The sequence below is a fragment of the Ancylobacter sp. TW_SC_1 genome (assembly GCF_056836805.1).
In genome coordinates, this window is the sequence record NZ_CM166365.1 from 1,569,784 (window position 1) to 1,589,611 (window position 19,828).

At 65.4% G+C, this 19,828-nt stretch carries 14 protein-coding genes and 1 riboswitch; of the genes, 3 read left to right on the forward strand and 11 right to left on the reverse strand.

Features of this window, described 5'->3' with window-relative positions:
* Positions 1-6: 6 nt before the first annotated feature.
* From AC1PZ7_RS07205 to gcl, 4 genes are all read right to left on the reverse strand, one after another.
* On the reverse strand, positions 7-984 hold the full coding sequence (locus AC1PZ7_RS07205) for a 2-dehydropantoate 2-reductase (protein ID WP_482358807.1): 978 nt from the start codon (positions 982-984) through the stop codon (positions 7-9).
* Positions 985-1,353: 369 nt separating this feature from the next.
* Positions 1,354-2,244 carry a 2-hydroxy-3-oxopropionate reductase gene (locus tag AC1PZ7_RS07210; RefSeq protein ID WP_482358808.1) on the reverse strand — a complete coding sequence of 297 codons (891 nt, stop codon included), beginning with the start codon at positions 2,242-2,244 and terminating at the stop codon, positions 1,354-1,356.
* Positions 2,245-2,291: 47 nt separating this feature from the next.
* Entirely contained in the window at positions 2,292-3,077 is a 786-nt protein-coding gene (hyi, locus tag AC1PZ7_RS07215; protein ID WP_482358809.1) for a hydroxypyruvate isomerase, read from the reverse strand.
* 184 nt (positions 3,078-3,261) lie between these two features.
* A complete protein-coding gene (gcl, locus tag AC1PZ7_RS07220) occupies positions 3,262-5,025 on the reverse strand; it encodes a glyoxylate carboligase (RefSeq protein ID WP_482358810.1) in 1,764 nt (587 codons plus the stop codon).
* 390 nt (positions 5,026-5,415) lie between these two features.
* Here gcl and AC1PZ7_RS07225 point away from each other — a divergent pair, with 390 nt between their 5' ends.
* On the forward strand, positions 5,416-6,234 hold the full coding sequence (locus tag AC1PZ7_RS07225; protein WP_482358811.1) for an IclR family transcriptional regulator: 819 nt from the start codon (positions 5,416-5,418) through the stop codon (positions 6,232-6,234).
* A 389-nt stretch (positions 6,235-6,623) separates the two neighbouring features.
* Here AC1PZ7_RS07225 and frc (AC1PZ7_RS07230) read toward each other — a convergent pair whose 3' ends face one another.
* The 5 genes from frc (AC1PZ7_RS07230) to AC1PZ7_RS07250 all read right to left on the reverse strand — a co-directional run bounded on the left by frc (AC1PZ7_RS07230) (position 6,624) and on the right by AC1PZ7_RS07250 (position 13,249).
* Positions 6,624-7,874 carry a formyl-CoA transferase gene (gene frc, locus AC1PZ7_RS07230; RefSeq protein WP_482358812.1) on the reverse strand — a complete coding sequence of 417 codons (1,251 nt, stop codon included), beginning with the start codon at positions 7,872-7,874 and terminating at the stop codon, positions 6,624-6,626.
* 379 nt (positions 7,875-8,253) lie between these two features.
* A complete protein-coding gene (frc, locus tag AC1PZ7_RS07235; protein WP_482358813.1) occupies positions 8,254-9,531 on the reverse strand; it encodes a formyl-CoA transferase in 1,278 nt (425 codons plus the stop codon).
* A 102-nt stretch (positions 9,532-9,633) separates the two neighbouring features.
* Positions 9,634-11,370 carry an oxalyl-CoA decarboxylase gene (oxc, locus tag AC1PZ7_RS07240; protein ID WP_482358814.1) on the reverse strand — a complete coding sequence of 579 codons (1,737 nt, stop codon included), beginning with the start codon at positions 11,368-11,370 and terminating at the stop codon, positions 9,634-9,636.
* Positions 11,371-11,413: 43 nt separating this feature from the next.
* The gene (locus AC1PZ7_RS07245; RefSeq protein WP_482358815.1) at positions 11,414-12,139 is read right to left on the reverse strand and encodes a GntR family transcriptional regulator; all 726 of its coding nucleotides are present in this window, start codon (positions 12,137-12,139) and stop codon (positions 11,414-11,416) included.
* Between the two features lie 408 nt (positions 12,140-12,547).
* Positions 12,548-13,249, reverse strand: a complete 702-nt coding sequence (locus AC1PZ7_RS07250; RefSeq protein WP_482358816.1) for a GntR family transcriptional regulator — start codon at positions 13,247-13,249, stop codon at positions 12,548-12,550.
* Between the two features lie 505 nt (positions 13,250-13,754).
* Between AC1PZ7_RS07250 and oxlT (AC1PZ7_RS07255) the strand changes: the two genes are divergently transcribed.
* Entirely contained in the window at positions 13,755-15,056 is a 1,302-nt protein-coding gene (oxlT, locus tag AC1PZ7_RS07255) for an oxalate/formate MFS antiporter (protein ID WP_482358817.1), read from the forward strand.
* A gap of 671 nt (positions 15,057-15,727) precedes the next feature.
* On the forward strand, positions 15,728-17,053 hold the full coding sequence (oxlT, locus tag AC1PZ7_RS07260; RefSeq protein ID WP_482358818.1) for an oxalate/formate MFS antiporter: 1,326 nt from the start codon (positions 15,728-15,730) through the stop codon (positions 17,051-17,053).
* 105 nt (positions 17,054-17,158) lie between these two features.
* Here oxlT (AC1PZ7_RS07260) and AC1PZ7_RS07265 read toward each other — a convergent pair whose 3' ends face one another.
* Positions 17,159-17,602 carry an NUDIX hydrolase gene (locus tag AC1PZ7_RS07265; RefSeq protein ID WP_482358819.1) on the reverse strand — a complete coding sequence of 148 codons (444 nt, stop codon included), beginning with the start codon at positions 17,600-17,602 and terminating at the stop codon, positions 17,159-17,161.
* An 84-nt stretch (positions 17,603-17,686) separates the two neighbouring features.
* Positions 17,687-19,513: a phosphomethylpyrimidine synthase ThiC gene (gene thiC, locus AC1PZ7_RS07270; protein WP_482358820.1), complete on the reverse strand. Its 1,827-nt coding sequence runs from the start codon at positions 19,511-19,513 to the stop codon at positions 17,687-17,689.
* An 82-nt stretch (positions 19,514-19,595) separates the two neighbouring features.
* Positions 19,596-19,723, reverse strand: a riboswitch (TPP riboswitch).
* Positions 19,724-19,828: the final 105 nt, after the last annotated feature.

Sequence of the window (19,828 nt, forward strand, 5' to 3'; positions counted from 1 at the left end):
CGGAACTCAGTTGTACAGGCCGGCGATCTGCGCGCGCTGGCGGACCAGCGAGAGCACGATGTCGATGGTGGGGGTCGGGATGCCGGCGAGGCGGCCCATTTCCTGGACGACCGTGACGAGCGGGTCGATCTCCATGGCGCGCGAGCGCTCCAGGTCCTGCAGCATCGAGGTCTTGTGCGCGCCGACGGCGCCCGCGCCATCGATGCGGCGCTCGACGCCGACGCGGAAGTTCACGCCGGACTGGATGGCGATCTCCTGCGCCTCCAGCATCATCGCCTTGGCCACCGCGCGGGTGCCGGGATCGGAGGCGATCACGTCGAGGGTGGCATGGGTGAGGGCGCTGATCGGGTTGAAGCAGAGGTTGCCCCACAGCTTCAGCCACAGCTCGTCGCGGATGTTCGGCAGCACGGGAGCGCGCATGCCGCCGGCGGCGAACGCCTCGGACAGCTTGGTGGCGCGCTCGGTGATCTCGCCCGAGGGCTCGCCGAGCGGGAACTTGTCACCGTAGACGTGCTTGATGACGCCCGGCTCGACCACTTCCGTCGCGGGATAGACGATGCAGCCGATGGCGCGCTCGGGGCGCAGGCCGTTCCACTGCTTGCTGCCGGGATCGACGCTCTCGAGCGTCTTACCTTCGAGCTGGTCGCCATGCTTGTAATAGTACCAGTACGGCACGCCGTTGACGGCGGTGACGACGGCGGTGTCGTTGCCGAGCAGCGGCTGCATCGCGTCGACCACGCCCGGCACCGAATGGGCCTTGAGCGCGACGATGACATAGTCCTGCGGACCGAGATCGGCCGGGTTGTCGGAGCACGGAATGCGCTCGACACGCTCCTCGCCGTCGATGAGCAGCTTGAGACCATTCTGCTTCATGGCCTCGAGATGGGGGCCGCGGGCAACGAGGCTCACGTCGACGCCAGCCCGCTTGAGCTGAACACCGACATAACCGCCGATTGCGCCGGCACCATAGATGCAGACCTTCATGGGACTCCCTCCTGCTGTCCGGGCTACCCCCGCGGTGCCCGAACTTGTTTGGTATTTTGTATGCCATGATTAGGGACGATGGGGCCCTAGTCAAGAGCGAAGTCACGGGCGTGATAATACGTCGCGCATGTTGAGCCGCTTCGCGTGCCTAGCGGGGCGTGTTTGCGACGTGTCGGCTAAGTTACTTCGGCTAACGCCGGCTTGTCCACGGTGTATAGGACAGAACAATTGTCTGCCTGACCGCTCAAAAGACTACCCCGGCAGCGGGGTTCCACTACCGGGGCAGCAATGCTTACTTTTTCCGCCAGAAACAGTTCGGGGGCGCCTGGCGCCCCCGAAGGTCATTCTGCATTCATAATGCGATGTGTATCAGGCGTCCGGCGCGACCGTGTGGTTCGCGAGCATTTCCAACGCCTTGACCAGCGCCGAGTGATCCCACGCCGCGCCGCCATTGGCCGCGCAGGCGCTGAACAGCTGCTGCGCCAGGGCGGTCGCCGGCAGCGCCATCTGGAGCTGGCGGGCGCCGTTCAGCGCCAGGTTCAGGTCCTTCTGGTGCAGCTCGATGCGGAAGCCCGGGTTGAAGGTGCGCTTCACCATGCGCTCGCCATGCACTTCCAGGATGCGCGAATTGGCGAAGCCGCCCATCAGCGCCTGGCGCACCTTGGCCGGGTCCGCGCCCGCCTTGGAGGCGAACAGCAGCGCCTCGCCGACCGCTTGGATGGTCAGCGCGACGATGATCTGGTTCGCGACCTTGGTGGTCTGGCCGTCGCCATTGCCGCCGACGAGGGTGATGTTCTTGCCCATCTTCTCGAAGAGCGGCTTCACCGTCTCGAACGCGCCTTCCGGGCCGCCGACCATGATGGTCAGCGAGGCGGCCTTGGCGCCGACCTCGCCGCCGGAGACCGGCGCATCGAGGTAATCGCAGCCGAGATCATTGATCTTCTTGGCGAATTCCTTGGTCTCGACCGGAGCGATCGACGACATGTCGACGACGATCTTGCCGGAGGAGAGGCCGGCGGCGATGCCGTTCTCGCCGAACAGCGCGGCCGCGACATGGGGAGTGTCCGGCACCATGGTGATGATGATGTCGGCGTTCTTCGCCACTTCCGTGCCGCTGGCGCAGGCGATGCCGCCCTTGCCCGTCAGCTCCGCCGGGACCGGCTTGACGTCATAGAGATAGAGCGTGTGGCCCGCGTCGATGAGATGCCCGGCCATGGGCGCGCCCATGATGCCGAGACCGACAAATCCAACCTTCGCCATCGTCTTGTCCTCGTTTTCCTAGACTTCGTTTCTTGTCCGTTGCGACGTCACGCCGCGCCGGTGAGCGCCTTGAGCCAGCCGAGGCCGGCCTCGGTGTCGCCCTTCGGCTTGTACTCGCACCCGACCCAGCCGGCGTAGCCGATGGTGTCGAGATAGCGGAACAGGAACTCGTAGTTGATCTCGCCGGTGCCGGGCTCGTTGCGGCCGGGATTGTCGGCGAGCTGGATGTGCGCGATCAGGGGCAGGTTCGCCTCGATGGTGCGGGCGAGATCGCCTTCCATGATCTGCATGTGGTAGATGTCGTACTGGATGAAGAGGTTGTCGGAGCCGACTTCCTCGATGATCGCCTTGGCCTGCTTCGTGTAGTTCAGGAAGAAGCCGGGGATGTCGCGCGTGTTGATCGGCTCGATCAGCAGCTTGAGGCCGGCATCCTTGATGCGCGGCGCGGCGTATTTCAGGTTTTCCACGAAGGTCTTGTGCAGCACCTCGCGCTCCACGCCGGCGGGGGCGATGCCGGCGAGGATGTTGACCTGCGGGCAGCCGAGCGCGGTGGCGTAGGTGATCGCCTTGTCGACGCCGGCGCGGAACTCGTCCACGCGGTCGGGAAAAATCGCGATGCCGCGCTCGCCGCCGCCCCAGTTGCCGGCCGGCAGATTGTGCAGGACCTGCTTGAGGCCGTTGGCCTTCAGCTTCGCGACCAGTTCCTCGACCGGGAAGTCGTAGGGGAAGAGGTACTCGACGCCGGTGAAGCCGGCGGCGGCGGCCTTCTCGAACCGGTCGAGAAAGGGCACCTCATTGAACAGCATGGTGAGATTGGCGGCAAAACGGGGCATGGACCGCTCCTGGGGCATTCGGAAGATGGACTGGCTCCCTCTCCCCGGCGGGGAGAGGGGTGGGGTGAGGGAGGCTACCGCAGGGCGGAGGCTTTCCCCTCACCCGCCGCTACGCGGCGACCTCTCCCCAACGGGGAGAGGAAAGTAAAGGCTATTCGGCTCGCGAATGGGCGCGAAACCGCTCTTACGCCTTGTCGGCGCTTTCCAGCGGCAGGTCGAGCACTTCCTCGAACTCGTTGACCGCGTCGATCTCGGTGCCCATGGCGATGTTGGTGACGCGCTCGAGGATGAACTCCATCACCACCGGAACCTGGTGCTCCTTCATCAGCGCCTTGGCGCGCACGAAGGCGTCCTTGAACTCGTTGGGCGAGGAGACGCGCACCGCCTTGCAGCCGAGCCCTTCCGCGACCGCGACATGGTCGACGCCGTAGCCGGCATTTTCCTCGGCGTTGATGTTGTCGAAGGCGAGCGAGACTTCGAAGTCCATGTTGAAGCCGCGCTGCGCCTGACGGATCAGCCCGAGATAGGAGTTGTTCACCACCACATGGATGTAGGGCAGCTTGTGCTGGGCGCCGACCGCGAGTTCCTCGATGAGGAACTGGAAGTCGTAGTCGCCCGACAGCGCCACGATCTCCGCGTCCGGATCGGCCGCGCGCACGCCGAGCGCCGCCGGCAGGGTCCAGCCGAGCGGGCCGGCCTGGCCGCAATTGATCCAGTTGCGGGGCTTGTAGACGTGCAGCATCTGCGCGCCGGCGATCTGGCTGAGGCCGATGGTCGAGACGTAGCGGGTGTCGCGGCCAAACGCCTCGTTCATCTCCTCATAGACGCGCTGCGGCTTGAGCGGCACGTTGTCGAAATGCGTCTTACGCAGCATGGTCTTCTTGCGGCCGAGGCATTCCTTGGCCCAGGCGGAGCGGTCCTTCAGCTTGCCGGCGGCCTTGTATTCCTTCGCCACCTCGATGAAGAGGTCGAGCGCGGCGCCGGCATCCGAGACGATGCCGAGATCGGGGCCGAAGACGCGGCCGATCTGGGTCGGCTCGATGTCGACGTGAATGAATGTGCGGCCCTTGGTGTAGACGTCGACCGAGCCGGTGTGGCGGTTCGCCCAGCGATTGCCGATGCCGAACACGAAGTCCGAGGCCAGCATATTGGCGTTGCCGTAGCGGTGCGAGGTCTGCAGGCCACACATGCCGGCCATCAGGTCATGGTCGTCGGCAATGGTGCCCCAGCCCATCAGGGTCGGGATGACCGGCACGCCGGTCAGCTCGGCGAACTCGACCAGCTTGTCGGAAGCGTCGGCATTGATGATGCCGCCGCCCGAGACGATGAGCGGGCGCTCGGCCTCGTTCAACATGGCGATCGCCTTCTCGGCCTGCTTGCGCGTGGCCTTGGGCTTGTACACTTCGAGCGGGGAGTAGGTGTCCTCGTCGAACTCGATCTCGGCGAGCTGCACGTCGATCGGCAGGTCGATCAGCACCGGGCCGGGACGGCCCGAACGCATGACGTGGAAGGCCTGCTGGAACACCATCGGGACGAGCGCGGGCTCGCGCACCATGACGGCCCACTTGGCGACCGGCTTGGCGATCGACTCGATGTCCACCGCCTGGAAGTCTTCCTTGTAGAGCCGCGCGCGCGGCGCCTGGCCGGTGATGCACAGGATCGGGATCGAATCGGCGGCGGCCGAGTAGAGGCCGGTGATCATGTCGGTGCCGGCCGGGCCGGAGGTGCCGATGCACACGCCGATATTGCCGGCCTTGGCGCGGGTGTAGCCTTCCGCCATGTGCGAGGCCGCCTCGACGTGGCGCGCCAGGATGTGACGCGTCTGCCCGAAGGCGCGCATCGCGGAATAGAGCGGATTGATCGCGGCCCCGGGCACGCCGAAGGCGGTGGTCACACCTTCCTTCGCGAGAATCCGGATAGCGGCATCGACGGCACGCATCTTGGCCATGGCACTTCCTCCTGGCGTCACTGCAGCCGGCGGGGGCGCTTCCCTGTCTGGGCAGGGCTGTCGGCGCCCGGCACCGGCCTTCGGACCTGTTCAAAATCTCCGGTTCCGGGGCCGCCGGAGCCTGTCGGCGCGAGGCGCGCCATGCTGCGGAGCGGTATCATTCTTCCCGCACTGCGGAATGAATTTCCGAAATCGCGGAAAACATGCCACGTCGCCCTCATTTCCGCAATACGGGATGTATTTCTGGTTTGCGAAAAAATGACGAATGCGCCTTTATGCTAGGACGGGTGCGCGGACGACCGATGCCATAACAATGGCGGTCGATGGCGACGCGAAGGGTGCGGGCGCGGGAGCGTGATCCCGCCACCCGATTTCGGAGGTGTTTTGCGGATGAACCAGGCCGTTCCGACCGTGCGCCGCCGCGGCCGACCGTCCTCCACGGGCGCTCAGGAGGGCGGCGGGGAAGTCCAGTCGCTCGACCGCGCCATCGCGCTGCTGGAGGTGCTGGCGCTCTCCGACGGGCTGACGCTGAGCGAGGTCGCGCGCAGCGCCGAACTGCCGACCTCGACGGTGCATCGCCTGCTGACCACGCTGGAGCGGCGCGGCCTTGTCGGCCATGACGCGGCGACCGGCCAATGGATGGTCGGCATCGGCCTGTTCCGCGTGGGCTCCGCCTATCTGCGTATCCGCAAGCTGCCGGAAATCGCCCGTTCCCTGCTGCGCGAGCTGTCGCACGGGGTGAACGAGACGGTGAACCTGTCGCTGATCGAGGGGCCGCATCTCATCTGCGTCGCGCAGGTGGAAAGCCATGCGGCGGTGCGCGCCTTCTTCCGCATCGGCGGCGATCTGCCGATCCACGCCTCGGGTGGCGGCAAGGCGATCCTCGCGGCGATGAACCCGGAGGCGCGGCGCGCCTGGCTCGGCGGCGACCAGCTCCAGCGTTTCACCGAGCACACCCATGTCAGCCGGCGGGCGCTGCAGGCCGACCTCGCCCAGATCGCCGAGCGCGGCTATTCCATCGACGACGAGGAGCACACGCCCGGTATGCGCTGCGTGGCGGCGGCGGTGCTCGACGAATGGCGCGAGCCGGTGGGCGCGATCTCGATCTCGGCGCCGACGGTGCGCATGCCGCCCGAGCGGATCGTCGATCTCGGCGCGCGGGTGCGCGAGGCGGCGCGGCGCCTGACGACGCAGTATTCCGGGCGGTAGAGCCCGCTCCGGTGCGCGTGCCATAGCCGTCATCCCGGCCGGAGGCGCAGCCGTAGAGCCGGGATCGCTCTCCACCCTCGCTCTTATCGGCATGCGATCCCGGATATGGCCTGACGGCCATTCCGGGATGACGCCTCGAAGCGGGTTGTCGTCCTTCAGAGCGAAGGCACCTGACAAAAAAATGCCGGCGCGTTGAGCGCCGGCACCAGTCGCCTAGGAGGAACCGAACGTCGGGTGAACCCTTCGTCCTGCTCCGGGAGGCCCGGAAGCGCCTCCCGCGCGCCGCCGGCCAAGCCGTACGGTGCTGCCCGGGAGGGCCGATCCATGTCCGCGCGCGGGGCGCGGGGGAGGGCGACGCGACGGGCGCGCCGCCCTGAAGGCTGTCTTGATCAGACCGCCTTGGCGTCGTGCAGGGCGGAGATTTCTTCCTGCGAGTAGCCGAGGTCGGCGAGCACTTCGTTGGTGTGCTGGCCGAGCAGCGGCGAGGCGGTGATGTTGACCTCGACGTCCGAGAACTTGATCGGCGAGCCGACGGTCAGGTACTTGCCGAGCTTGGGGTGATCGACCTCGACCACGGTGCCGCTCTTGCGCAGCGACGGGTCGTTGGCGATTTCCTTCATCGACAGCACCGGGGCGCAGGGGATGTCGAACTTGCGCAGGATGTCGATGGCCTCGAACTTCGTCTTGTCGGCGAGCCAGGACTCGATGAAGGCGAAGATGTCGAAGATCTTGTCCTGGCGCGCTTCGGCGGTGTTGTAGGCCGGATCGTCGATCCACTCCGGCTTGCCCAGCGCCTTGCAGATCGGCGCCCAGGCATGGCCCTGGATGGTGAAGTAGATGTACGCGTTCGGGTCGGTCTCCCAGCCCTTGCACTTCAGCACCCAGCCCGGCTGGCCGCCGCCGCCCGCATTGCCGCCGCGCGGCACCACGTCGGAGAACTCGCCGTGCGGGTACTGCGGGTACTCTTCGAGATAGCCCAGCGCATCGAGGCGCTGCTGGTCGCGCAGCTTGACGCGGCAGAGGTTGAGCACCGAATCCTGCATCGACACGGCGACCTTCTGGCCCTTGCCGGTCTTCACCTTCTGGTGCAGCGCGGTGAGGATGCCGATGGCCAGGTGCATGCCGGTGTTCGAGTCGCCGAGAGCGGCGGCCGACACGGTCGGGGGGCCATCCCAGAAGCCGGTGGTGGAGGCGGCGCCGCCAGCGCACTGCGCGACGTTCTCGTAGACCTTCAGGTCCTCATAGGCGTGGCCTTCCGAGAAGCCCTTGACCGAGGCGAGGATCATGCCCGGGTTGAGCTCCTGGATGTGTTCCCAGGTGAAGCCCATGCGGTCCAGCGCGCCGGGGCCGAAATTCTCGACCATGACGTCCGACTCTTTGATGAGCTTGGTCAGGACTTCCTTGCCCTGCGGCGTCTTGGTGTCGAGCGTCAGCGAGCGCTTGTTGGAGTTCAGCATGGTGAAGTACAGCGCGTCGGCGTCCTTGACGTGACGGAGCTGCGAGCGCGTGACGTCACCGGCGCCGGGACGCTCGACCTTGATCACGTCGGCGCCGAACCAAGCGAGAAGCTGCGTGCAGGCCGGGCCAGCCTGAACGTGCGTGAAATCGATGATCTTAATACCTTCGAGCGGCTTAGACATCTCGGTCGACTTCCCTTTTAAGCGTTAACAATCCAACGGAGGCTCACCCTGCCGCCGGAATGAGAATTCCCATCCCTCTTGGATGGGAAGACTTAACTTCTCCCTATGCTCGCCGGTCCCGAAGGGATAAGCGAACACCTCCCAGGTGGTGATCGACTTCGGAAATACTCACGACTTCTTTTCGTCCACACTGGATCTACAATCCGCCGGGCATCGGCGTAGCGCACGCTTCTCAGCCCGGCGGATCGTTTCGTCACGGAGCGCCGCGATGGTCTCCCACGCGGCGGGCTCCCCATGGTTTGCAGTCAGGATCGGCCTCCCGCCGCCGGGAGGCTTTCTGCAACGCACGGCCGGTGCCGGGGCGCCGGCCGCGATCTCGTCACTCCGCCGCGAGGCGGACCGGCTCGCCGACGGCGCCCGAGGACTTGATGCGCTCGATCTCGTCGCCGCTGAGCTGGAGCACCTCGGCGAGGATCTCCTCGGTGTGCTCGCCCAGCAGCGGCGAACGCTCGACCTCGACGTCGTTGTCCGACAGCTTGATGGGATTGCCGACGGTCAGGTACTTGCCGCGCGTGGGATGATCGAGCTCCACCAGGGTGCCGGTCGCGTAGAGCGACTGGTCCTCGGAAATCTCCTTCATCGACAGCACCGGGCCGCAGGGGATGTCGAAATTGTTGAGGACTTCCATGGCCTCGAACTTGGTGTGGGCCATGGTCCACGATTCGATGCGGTGGAAGATCTCGTTGAGATGGGGCAGGCGCGCCGCCGGGGTGGCGTAGTTCGGATCGGTCTTCCAGTCCGGCTCGCCGATCACGTCGCAGATCTTGGCCCAGACCGGCGCCTGCGTGATGAAGTAGATATAGGCGTTGGGATCGGTCTCCCAGCCCTTGCACTTCAGGATGCGGCCCGGCTGGCCGCCGCCGGAATCATTGCCGGCGCGGGGGACCGAGTCGCCGAAGGGGAAGCCCTCGCCGAACTGGCTGTATTCGCGCAGCGGGCCGCGCTCCAGGCGCTGCTGGTCGCGCATCTTGACGCGGCAGAAGTTCAGCACCGCGTCCTGCATGGCGCAGAGCACCTTCTGGCCGCGGCCGGTCAGCGTGCGCTGGTAGAGCGCGGTGACGATGCCGAGCGCGAGATGCAGGCCGGTACCGGAATCGCCGATCTGCGCAGCGGTGACGAGAGGCAGGCCGTCGCGGAAGCCGGTGGTCGAGGCCGAGCCGCCGGTGCACTGGGCGACGTTCTCATAGACCTTGCAGTCCTCGAACGGGCCGGGGCCGAAGCCCTTCACCGAGGCGAGGATGATGCGCGGGTTCAGCTCCTGGATGCGCTCCCAGGTGAAGCCCATGCGATCCAGCGCGCCGGGAGCGAAGTTCTCCACCATCACGTCGCAGATCTTCACCAGTTCCTCGAGGACCTTCTTGCCCTCGGGGTTCTTGGTGTCGAGCGTGATGGAGCGCTTGTTGGAGTTCAGCATGGTGAAGTAGAGACTGTCCGCATTGGGGACGTCACGCAGCTGAGCGCGGGTGACGTCGCCTTCGCCGGGACGCTCTACCTTGATCACATCGGCACCGAACCACGCGAGAAGCTGCGTGCAAGTAGGGCCTGACTGAACATGGGTGAAATCGAGGACGCGAACGCCGTCCAATGCCTTGCCCATGGGGTTCCTCTCGAGGTTTTTGTTCGGCGTTTTTACGCCGTTATGTTCGTTGACACGGATATGAGACGGGCGGAGTGGGGGCTCCGCCCGTCCCGGTTCGACTTACTTCTTCTTCACAACGCTCTGCGGGTTGAGGCTGCCGATGTTGCCGCTTTCGCTGCCGGCCGCCGGATCGATCACAGCGTTGATGAGGGTGGGCTTGCCGGAGTCCATCGCCTCGTCCACGGCGCGCTTGAGCTCGTCCGGGGTCGTGACGTGGTAGCCGACGCCGCCAAAGGCTTCCATCATCTTGTCGTAACGCGAACCCGGCACGAACACGGTGGTGCCGGGGTCACGGCCGGTCGGGTCGGTGTCGGTGCCGCGATAGATGCCGTTATTGTTGAAGATAACGACGCAGACCGGCAGGTCGTAGCGGCAGATCGTCTCGACCTCCATGCCGGAGAAGCCGAAGGCCGAGTCGCCCTCGACCGCGAGAACCGGCTTGCCGGTCTCGACCGCGGCGCCGATCGCGAAGCCCATGCCGATGCCCATCACGCCCCAGGTGCCGACGTCCAGGCGCTTGCGCGGCTGGTACATGTCGATGACGCCGCGGGCGAGGTCGAGCGTGTTGGCGCCCTCGTTGACGAGGATCGCGTCCGGACGCTCCTTGATGACCTGCTTGAGAGCCCCGAGCGCCGAATGGAAGTCCATCGGCGTGGAGTTCTTGAGCAGCCGCTGGGACATCTTGCCGATGTTGACTTCCTTGCGGGCGTTGATGGCGTCGGTCCACTCGGAGGCGGGCGCCTTCCAGCCGGACTTGATGCCCTCGTTCAGGGCCGCGATCACCGAGCCGATGTCGCCGACCAGCGGCGCCACGATCTCGACGTTGGAGTCCATCTCCTTCGGCTCGATGTCGACCTGGATGAACTTCTTCGGGGCGTCGCCCCAGGTCTTGCCCTTGCCGTGCGACAGCAGCCAGTTGAGCCGCGCGCCGACCAGCAGGACGACGTCCGAATCCTTCAGCACCGTCGAGCGGGCGGCGCCGGCCGAGAGCGGATGGGTGTCGGGCAGCAGGCCCTTGGCCATCGACATCGGCAGGAACGGAATGCCCGAGGTCTCGATGAAGGAGCGGATCTCCTCGTCGGCCTGCGCATAGGCGGCGCCCTTGCCGAGGATGATCAGCGGCTTCTTGGCCGATTTCAGCACGTCGAGGGCGCGGGTGATCGCGGCCGGCGAGGGGAGCTGCGCGGGAGCCGCGTCGATCACCTTGACCAGCGACTTGGAGCCGGCATCGGCATCCATGACCTGCGAGAACAGCTTGGCCGGCAGGTCGAGATAGACGCCGCCCGGACGGCCGGAGACCGCCGCGCGGATGGCGCGGGCGACGCCGATGCCGATATCGGCCGCATGCAGCACGCGGAAGGCCGCCTTGCAGAGCGGCTTGGCGATGGCGAGCTGGTCCATCTCCTCATAGTCGCCCTGCTGCAGGTCGACGATCTCGCGCTCGGAGGAGCCCGAGATGAGGATCATCGGGAAGCAGTTGGTGGTGGCGTTCGCCAGCGCCGTCAGGCCGTTGAGGAAGCCCGGCGCCGAGACGGTGAGGCACACGCCCGGCTTCTTGGTGAGGAAGCCGGCGATGGCGGCGGCGTTGCCGGCGTTCTGCTCGTGGCGGAACGAGATGACGCGAATGCCTTCGGCCTGCGCCATGCGGCCCAGATCCGTGATCGGAATCCCGGGAACGCCGTAAATGGTATCGATATCGTTGAGCTTGAGCGCATCAATGACGAGGTGGAAGCCGTCGGTGAGCTCCTGCTCGGACTCGGCGGCGTTTACGTCAATTACCTGTGCGACTGCGGACATCCCGTATTCCCTCCCAAACGTCCTTCGGCGGGTTTTTGCCGCCCTAATCTAGGTCTACGTGGCTCTCGACATGCCTTGCGAGCCGGAGCGTATGGTCTCGGACCAGACGCTCGGCGCGGTCCGCGTCCCGCGCCTCGAGAGCAAGAATGATCTCCATATGGTCGGACGCCGAACGCTGCGCCCGGTCCATTTCGAAGATCGTGCGATGGCGGATGGCCCGTACGTGAAAGAACAGGTTTTCCGTCATCGCGGCGAGCAGCGCGGAGCCGCTCAACCGGATAAGCGCCTGGTGAAACGCGATATTCGCCGAAGAATACTCGTCGCACCTGTCACGCTCGATCCGCGAGAGATCGAACTTCTTGAACAAAGTCCTCAGCTCGGCGATCGCCTCGTCGCTCGCGCGCTGCGTCGCGAGGCGGACCGCCATGCTTTCCAGTGCCGCCCAGGCCTCGATCATCTCGATGATCTCGGCCTTGCTGCGGCGAACCACCATAATTCCCCGCCGGGGCACGGCGCGGAGCAGGCCCTCCTGCTCCAGCATCGCGACCGCCTCGCGGATGGGCGTCCGGCTTGCGCCCAGACGCTCCGAAATGTCCCGCTCGTCGAGCAGCATCGGCTCGCTCGAGCCGTAGATGTTCATGTTGGTGATGGCTTCCTTCAGAGCGGCGTAAGCCTTGCTCTTGAAGCTCTCCTTGGCCGGCAGGCGATCGATGGTCAGGCCATTGTCACCGCTTTGCCAGCGCTTGCTCACAACTGCCTTGCTGCTCACGGAAGCTTCCTCTGCGGAAAATCCGCCGGGGATTTCCGAAAAAGTGGCATACCAAATACCAACATGTCAATTCGGTTGTCCCGGATTCCGGGGTGCATCGGGCTCCTTTTCCTCAACGCCAGCGCGCCTTTCCGCCCCGCGTCGAAGTTCCGGCCGACGGTCGGAGTCGCGCTTGCGTATGCAATATACCACGGTCGAATTGTCCTGGCGAGGGTGGCGGAACAGATTGCTGCGACACGCAGTCAAAAGTTCGCGCGGTGGTCCGGTCGCCCACGAAAGCGCGGCGGCGCGGTTCGATAAGGCCTTGAAATGAAAGGACCCGCGGCCGAGGCGGCGGCGGGTCGAGGTGGGCGGGACATATGCGTCCGGGGCCGGTCGCCAATGGCGGCCGCGCCGGCCAGGTCCGTGTCAGGAGGGGAAGCGGCCGTGCTTTTCCACATGGGCGGCGAGGCCCAGCGTGTGCTCGCGCACGAGGCGCTCGGCAAGGTCGGCGTCGCGCGCGACCAGTGCCGCGATGATGGCGCGGTGCTCCTGCAGCGAGCGCTCGGAACGGTTCTCCTGCCGCACCGAAACGGCACGGATGCCGCGGATGTGGATGAAGAGATTTTCCGTCATCTCCGCGATCATCTCGCAGCCGCTGAGCCCGATGATGGTCTGGTGGAAGCGGATATTGGCGTTGGAGTATTCGTTCAGGTGCTCGGCGGGGGTCTCGTCGTCGAAGCCGTGGAACACCTCGCGCAGCTCGGCGAGGTCGCGGTCGCTGGCGCGGGAGGCGGCGAGCCGGGCGGCCATGCTCTCCAGCGCCGCCCACACGATGATCATGTCGATGATCTCGCGCTTGGACTTGCGCACCACGAAGATGCCGCGCCGCGGCACCGAGCGCACGAAGCCTTCCTGCTCCAGGACGGTGAGGGCCTCGCGGATGGGCGTGCGGCTCACGCCGAGATCGTGTGAGAGCTGGCGTTCGTCCAGCCGGATCTCGCTCTCCTGCCCATACATGTCCATCTCGGTGATGGCCTTCTTGATGGCATCGTAGGCCAGGGTGCGAAGGCTCGTATTCGCGGCGAGAGGAGCAATATTCAGTCTCGTCTGGGTATCGGCGCTTTCCACGGGCGGTTTCCTCGTCAGTTGCGGATGTTTTTTATTCTTTTTGCTTGCCGTTGCACGACAGGTGCGCGGTGGCCTGTCGTCCGGCGGTTACACGGCCTCGGTCCCGCGATCCTTGGCGATTCTCTTCGGGAAAAGGCCGTAGGAGGATCGTATATCACATACAGAATGTCCATGCGCAGCGGCGCGCGCGCCGCGCGCTCGCGGATGCGGCCCGAGGGGCGGTGCCGCGCGCAGGGACGACGGCCGGCGCAGGCGCGGGCTCCGTCGGCTGACGTTGCGTAATAACCAGACAGTATTCCCTACCGTCATATTCCCATAGGTAAGATATATTTCTGTTACATAGCTCATGTTTCTGGTATGCAAAATTTTGCATAACTGAAAAACCATAGTATGGTCGCCTCAATGGCAGGTCGCACCTCGCGCTGACGAGGACGGCTGAGGCGCATTCAAGAAGAAAACAGAAACTGTTCGATGCTCATTACGTTGGGAAACGTTCGAGGACAAAATGACCACTGACGCAACGTCATCCGTCAATAAGAAGCGCTGGCTTCAGCTCGTGTTCGGCGTGATCTGCATGTGCATGATCGCGAACATGCAGTATGGCTGGACCTTCTTCGTGAATCCGATGCAGGAAACCCATGGCTGGGATCGCGCCGCGATCCAGGTGGCGTTCTCCATCTTCATCGTTACCGAGACCTGGCTGGTGCCGGTCGAGGGCTGGTTCGTCGACAAGTACGGCCCGCGCGTCGTCGTACTGTTCGGCGGCCTGCTCTGCGGTCTTGCCTGGGTCGTCAATTCCTACGCCGATACGCTGACCCTGCTTTATGTCGGCGCGGCGCTCGGCGGCGTCGGCGCCGGCGCGGTGTATGGCACCTGCGTGGGCAATTCGCTCAAGTGGTTCCCTGACCGTCGCGGCCTTGCGGCCGGCATCACCGCCGCCGGCTTCGGCGCGGGCTCGGCCCTGACCGTCATCCCGATCCAGAACATGATCAAGAGTCAGGGCTACGAGGCCGCCTTCTTCTATTTCGGCGTCGTCCAGGGCGTCGTGATCCTGTTCATCGGCCTCTTCCTCGCCGCGCCGAAGAAGGAGCAGATTGCTGCTTTCGCGGCCAAGGCGGTCGCCAAGGTCGCCCAGTCGGCCCGCGACTTCGCGCCGAAGGAGATGCTCACCACCCCGCTGTTCTGGGTGATGTATGCGATGTTCGTCATGATGGCCGCCGGCGGCCTGATGGCGACCGCCCAGCTCGGCCCGATCGCCAAGGATTTCGGCATCGCCGACGTGCCGGTGAGCCTGATCGGCATCACCCTGCCAGCGCTGACCTTCGCGGCTGCGATCGATCGCGTGCTGAACGGCCTCACCCGTCCGTTCTTCGGCTGGGTGTCGGACCAGATCGGCCGCGAGAACACCATGTTCGTGGCCTTCGCCATCGAGGGCGTCGGCATCTACGCGCTCAGCGTCCTCGGGCACAACCCGGTGCTGTTCGTGATCCTGACCGGCCTCGTCTTCTTCGCCTGGGGTGAGATCTACTCGCTGTTCCCGGCAATGTGCGGCGATGCCTTCGGTACGAAGTTCGCGACCACCAATGCGGGCCTGCTCTACACCGCCAAGGGCACCGCGGCGCTGATCGTGCCGTTCACCAGCATCCTCACCACCGCGACGGGCAGCTGGCACGCGGTGTTCATCACGGCCGCGGCGCTGAACATCATCGCCGCCGTGATGGCGCTGGTGGTGCTCAAGCCGCTGGCCAGCGCCCATGGCCGCCGCGCGACCGCGGCCTCGGCGACGAAGACGGTGGCGGCCGAATAGGCCTCCTTCGTCACCACCCGTCGACCCTTTCAGGGGCGCGTCTTCGGACGCGCCCTTTTTCTTTGTGCCCTCTTAGGTGCCTGAATACCGGTCGAATGCCCTGCGTGCGACGCGCGATTCTGCAGCATTCGAAATGTAAATACGTGCCATCCGCGCGCGGATTCGTGGGCAAATTTCGGTCTCATGCCGCCTGCATCGGTCGTTCATATGGACGTGGCCGAGCTTACATTCCTCAATGTTCCTATTTCTCATCTGTTACATAAATCTAAACTGCCGCAACGGTGATGAACGACGACCGTGTGACATCTTTTAACATGTATCGAATTGTTAAGTCGAAAGTGAACGTCGACTTGCGACTTACCGAACTGTCGAAGAGTCGAAAAGGCCAATTGGCATACATAATATTGTCGATTATAATCCGTAGTCAGCGGGTCGGTTCCGCAACCCTGCGTCAGTCCCGAATCCGGGAGTTTCGGGGCGAGGCGCGAGGGGGCGGAGACCGCACAACCTGTTGGGAATCGAACGCCGCTCGAGCGGCCGTCACGGGAGCGAGGAATACGCCCCCGTGACCAATGACGAACCGGCGCCCGGCCCCGTCGAGGGGCTCGGAGCGACCGCAACAAAAAACGCCGATCCGCGGCACCTGATTGATTTGGGAGAGGAGATCGCCCTTGAGTACGTCCAAGACCCTCGCGACCGCTGGGCCGGGCCGGGATTTTTCGGAAAGTCGCCGCTGGCTGCAGCTTGTCGTCGGCGTCGTCTGCATGGTGGCGACGGCGAACATTCAGTACGCCTGGACGCTGTTCGTTCCTGAAATCCAGCAGACCTTCGGCTGGGAGCGCGCATCGATCCAGATCGCGTTCACCATCTTCGTCCTCGTGCAGACCTGGCTTGCTCCGATCGAAGGCTACTTCATCGACAAGTTCGGCCCGCGCATCATGGTCGCCTTCGGTGCGATCATGATCGGCACCGCCTGGGTGCTCAATTCGCAGGCCACCAGCCTGACGGGCTTCTATGTCGGCGCGGCCGTCGGCGGCATCGGCGTGGGCTGCATCTACGCCACCTGCATCAACAACGCGCTCAAGTGGTTCCCGGATCGTCGCGGCCTCGCCGTTGGTCTCACCGCGGGCGGCTTCGGTGCCGGTTCGGCCGCCACCATCCTGCCGATCGCCTCGATGATCGAAACGGCCGGCTTCCAGGAGACCTTCTTCTTCTTTGGTCTTCTGCAGGGCGGTCTCGCCTTCATCGCGGCCTGGTTCCTTCGCGCGCCGAAGGTCGGCGAGGTCAAGGCGTCCGACAAGCTCTCCCAGAGCCGTCGCGACTACACGCTGAAGGAAGCGCTGAACACCAAGCTGTTCTGGCTGATGCTGCTCATGTTCACCTGCGTGGTGACCGGCGGCATGATGGCGGTCGCCCAGCTCGGCGTCATCGCGCAGGATCTCGGCGTGAAGGAGTTCAAGGTCGACCTGTACTTCTTTACCATGGCCGCCCTGCCGCTCGCCCTGATGCTCGATCGCGTCATGAACGGCATCTCGCGTCCGCTGTTCGGCTGGGTCTCCGACCATATCGGCCGTGAGAAGACGATGGTCATCGCCTTCACCCTCGAAGGCTTCGGCATCATCGCGCTCGGCTATTTCGGCCACAATCCGTGGGCGTTCCTCATCCTGTCCGGCGTCGTCTTCCTCGCTTGGGGCGAAGTGTACTCCCTGTTCTCGGCCCTGGCCGGCGACGCCTTCGGCACCAAGCACATCGGCAAGATCTACGGCGTGCTCTACTGCGCCAAGGGCGTCGGCGCGCTGTTCGTGCCCGTCGGCAACCTGCTGATGGAAGCGACCGGTACCTGGTCGAGCGTGCTGTACACCGTTGCGGCCATGGACCTCTTCGCGGCCTTCCTCGCCGTGACCCTGCTGCCGCGCGTGCTGAAAGCGCATGTGGCGCAGTCCACCATCACGGCGCCTACGGTGGAAAAGTCGGGCGCCGCTTCGGCGCACGCCTGATCGGCCGCGGCAGGGAGCCGCGTGCCTTAGCCGTCTTACAGAGTTACCTTCTCGACTTGAGGGCCCTTCGGGGCCCTCTTTTCGTTTCCGGGAATGCCGGGCGGGCTAGGAAGCCTCCGGAGCCACGGCGAGCGCCAGCTCCGCGAGATACTCGACCTTCAGGCTGGCGCAGGCACCGAGATCGGCCAGTGCCACGCGGTCGAACCAGCGCGCCTCCAGCGCGTCGTCCGCCGCCACCGCCTCGCCGGCGCGCCAGCGGCACAGCACGGCGATCATCGCGAAATGATGAGCGAGCACGCCCTCGTCATCGTGCTGGATGAAGTCGAGCGCGGTCATGAGGCGGGGGCTGTCGGCGGCGATGCCGGTCTCCTCGTGGAGCTCGCGCAGGGCGGCCTCCAGATGCGTCTCGCCCATTTCCATACGTCCGCCAGGGAAACCCCACAGTCCCTGATCGGGCGGATTGGCGCGGCGCACCAGCAGCACCGCGCCGTCGCGCTCGACGACGGCGAGCACGGCGGGAACCGGGCGGACGGGCGAGGGGGGCGTCATGGGAAAGTCTCCTGGAAGGTCGTGTCGGCGCGGGCACGAGCGGGCGGCCGGGGCGTCCTCGCGGTTCCCCGGCCGCCCGGCAGCCTACTCCGCGGCGGCGACGTCGCGATAGATTTGGCCGCCGCCGTCACGGAAGCGCCCGGCCATCTCCTCCATCCCGCGCGTCGCCTCGGCCTGCCGCGCCGCGTCGCGAATGTCCTGGCTGATCTTCATCGAGCAGAATTTCGGCCCGCACATGGAGCAGAAATGCGCCAGCTTGTGCGCCTCCTTCGGCAGCGTCTCGTCGTGGAAGGCGGTCGCCGTGTCGGGATCGAGCGCGAGGCTGAACTGGTCCTGCCAGCGGAACTCGAAACGCGCCCGCGAGAGTGCGTCGTCCCAGGCGCGCGCCAGCGGGTGGCCCTTGGCGAGGTCGGCGGCATGGGCGGCGATCTTGTAGGTGATGACGCCGGTCTTCACGTCGTCGCGGTTGGGCAGGCCGAGATGCTCCTTGGGCGTGACGTAGCAGAGCATGGCGGTGCCGAACCAGCCGATCATCGCCGCGCCGATGCCGGAGGTGATGTGGTCGTAGCCGGGTGCGATATCCGTGGTCAGCGGCCCGAGCGTATAGAAGGGCGCCTCGCCGCAGACAGCCAGCTGCTTGTCCATGTTGGCCTTGATCTTGTGCATCGGCACATGGCCGGGGCCTTCGATCATCACCTGGCAGTCGTTTTCCCACGCGATCCTGGTCAGTTCGCCCAGCGTCTCCAGTTCGGCGAACTGCGCCGCGTCGTTGGCGTCGGCGATGGAGCCGGGGCGCAGCCCGTCGCCGAGCGAGAAGGTGACGTCATAGGCCCGCATGATCTCGCAGATCTCGGCGAAACGCTCGTAGAGGAAGCTCTCGCGGTGATGGGCGAGGCACCACTTGGCCATGATCGAGCCGCCGCGCGAGACGATGCCAGTCACGCGCTTCGCGGTCAGCGGCACATAGGGCAGGCGCACCCCGGCATGGATGGTGAAATAGTCCACGCCCTGCTCGGCCTGCTCGACCAGCGTGTCGCGGAACACCTCCCAGGTGAGGTCCTCGGCGACGCCGCCGACCTTCTCCAGCGCCTGGTAGATCGGCACCGTTCCGATCGGCACCGGCGCGTTGCGCACGATCCATTCGCGGATGTTGTGGATGTTGCGCCCGGTGGAGAGGTCCATCACCGTGTCGGCACCCCAGCGTATCGCCCACACCATCTTGTCCACTTCGTCCGCCACCGACGAGGTGACGGCCGAATTGCCGATATTGGCGTTGATCTTGACGAGGAAGTTGCGGCCGATCGCCATCGGCTCGAGCTCGCCATGATTGATGTTGGCGGGGATGACGGCACGCCCGCGCGCCACCTCGTCGCGCACGAATTCCGGCGTCACGACATCCGGGATCGCCGCGCCGAAATCCTCGCCGTCGCGGATGATCTCGCCGATGCGCTCGCGCAGGCCGTTCTCGCGCAGGGCGACATATTCCATCTCCGGGGTGACGATGCCGGCCCGCGCATAGGCCATCTGGGTCACAGCGCCGGCTTTGGCCCGCAGCGGGCGGTGGTGGAGCGGGAAGGGCGTCACCAGCCTGTCGTCGCCGACATGGCCGTTGTCCTCCGGCTTCACCCGGCGCCCGTCGTACTCCTCAACATCTGCGCGCGCGCGGACCCAGGCGTCACGCGGGCGCGCGAGGCCGGCGGCGATGTCGATGGCCGCGCTCTCGTCGGTATAGGGGCCGGAGGCATCGTAGACGGCGAGGTTGGGCTCGTTGGCGGAAGGGTGCAGCAGGATTTCGCGGAACGGCACGCGAAAGCCGCGCGCCGGGCAGTCGGCATAGATGCGCCGCGAGCCGGGAATGGGCCCGGTGGCGACGCCGATGGTGCCGGTGTCTTTCAGGTTTTTGGTCGTCATGATGGATCTCCAGAACCGATGGTCGGGGAGATCCGGGTGTTTGACGTTGGGGAAGGATGGCGATGTGCGACACGCGCGCGACACGCCATTCGGTTCCGATCCCTTCGCCGGCATGACCCGGATCAGGTTCGAAGGGTCATCGCGTTGCCTTGCCCTGCGGCGTGGCCGGCGCTCTCTCAGCCCCCTAGCGGGGCTCCCCTTGGAACGGGTCGATAGTCGACCAAAGTCGCCCGCCGGTCAATTCCGCGGCGCCCCGTCACCCTGCCGCCGCCGCATTTCCTGTAGATTGCTGATTCGTGAGGAAACGACGCATCG

Bases quoted from the DNA above. Each gene is read 5' to 3' on its own strand.
- AC1PZ7_RS07205 (WP_482358807.1), bottom strand. From the start codon at position 984: ATGAAGGTCTGCATCTATGGTGCCGGCGCAATCGGCGGTTATGTCGGT.
- AC1PZ7_RS07210 (WP_482358808.1), bottom strand. From the start codon at position 2,244: ATGGCGAAGGTTGGATTTGTCGGTCTCGGCATCATGGGCGCGCCCATG.
- hyi (WP_482358809.1), bottom strand. From the start codon at position 3,077: ATGCCCCGTTTTGCCGCCAATCTCACCATGCTGTTCAATGAGGTGCCC.
- gcl (WP_482358810.1), bottom strand. From the start codon at position 5,025: ATGGCCAAGATGCGTGCCGTCGATGCCGCTATCCGGATTCTCGCGAAG.
- AC1PZ7_RS07225 (WP_482358811.1), top strand. From the start codon at position 5,416: ATGAACCAGGCCGTTCCGACCGTGCGCCGCCGCGGCCGACCGTCCTCC.
- frc (WP_482358812.1), bottom strand. From the start codon at position 7,874: ATGTCTAAGCCGCTCGAAGGTATTAAGATCATCGATTTCACGCACGTT.
- frc (WP_482358813.1), bottom strand. From the start codon at position 9,531: ATGGGCAAGGCATTGGACGGCGTTCGCGTCCTCGATTTCACCCATGTT.
- oxc (WP_482358814.1), bottom strand. From the start codon at position 11,370: ATGTCCGCAGTCGCACAGGTAATTGACGTAAACGCCGCCGAGTCCGAG.
- oxlT (WP_482358817.1), top strand. From the start codon at position 13,755: ATGACCACTGACGCAACGTCATCCGTCAATAAGAAGCGCTGGCTTCAG.
- AC1PZ7_RS07265 (WP_482358819.1), bottom strand. From the start codon at position 17,602: ATGACGCCCCCCTCGCCCGTCCGCCCGGTTCCCGCCGTGCTCGCCGTC.
- thiC (WP_482358820.1), bottom strand. From the start codon at position 19,513: ATGACGACCAAAAACCTGAAAGACACCGGCACCATCGGCGTCGCCACC.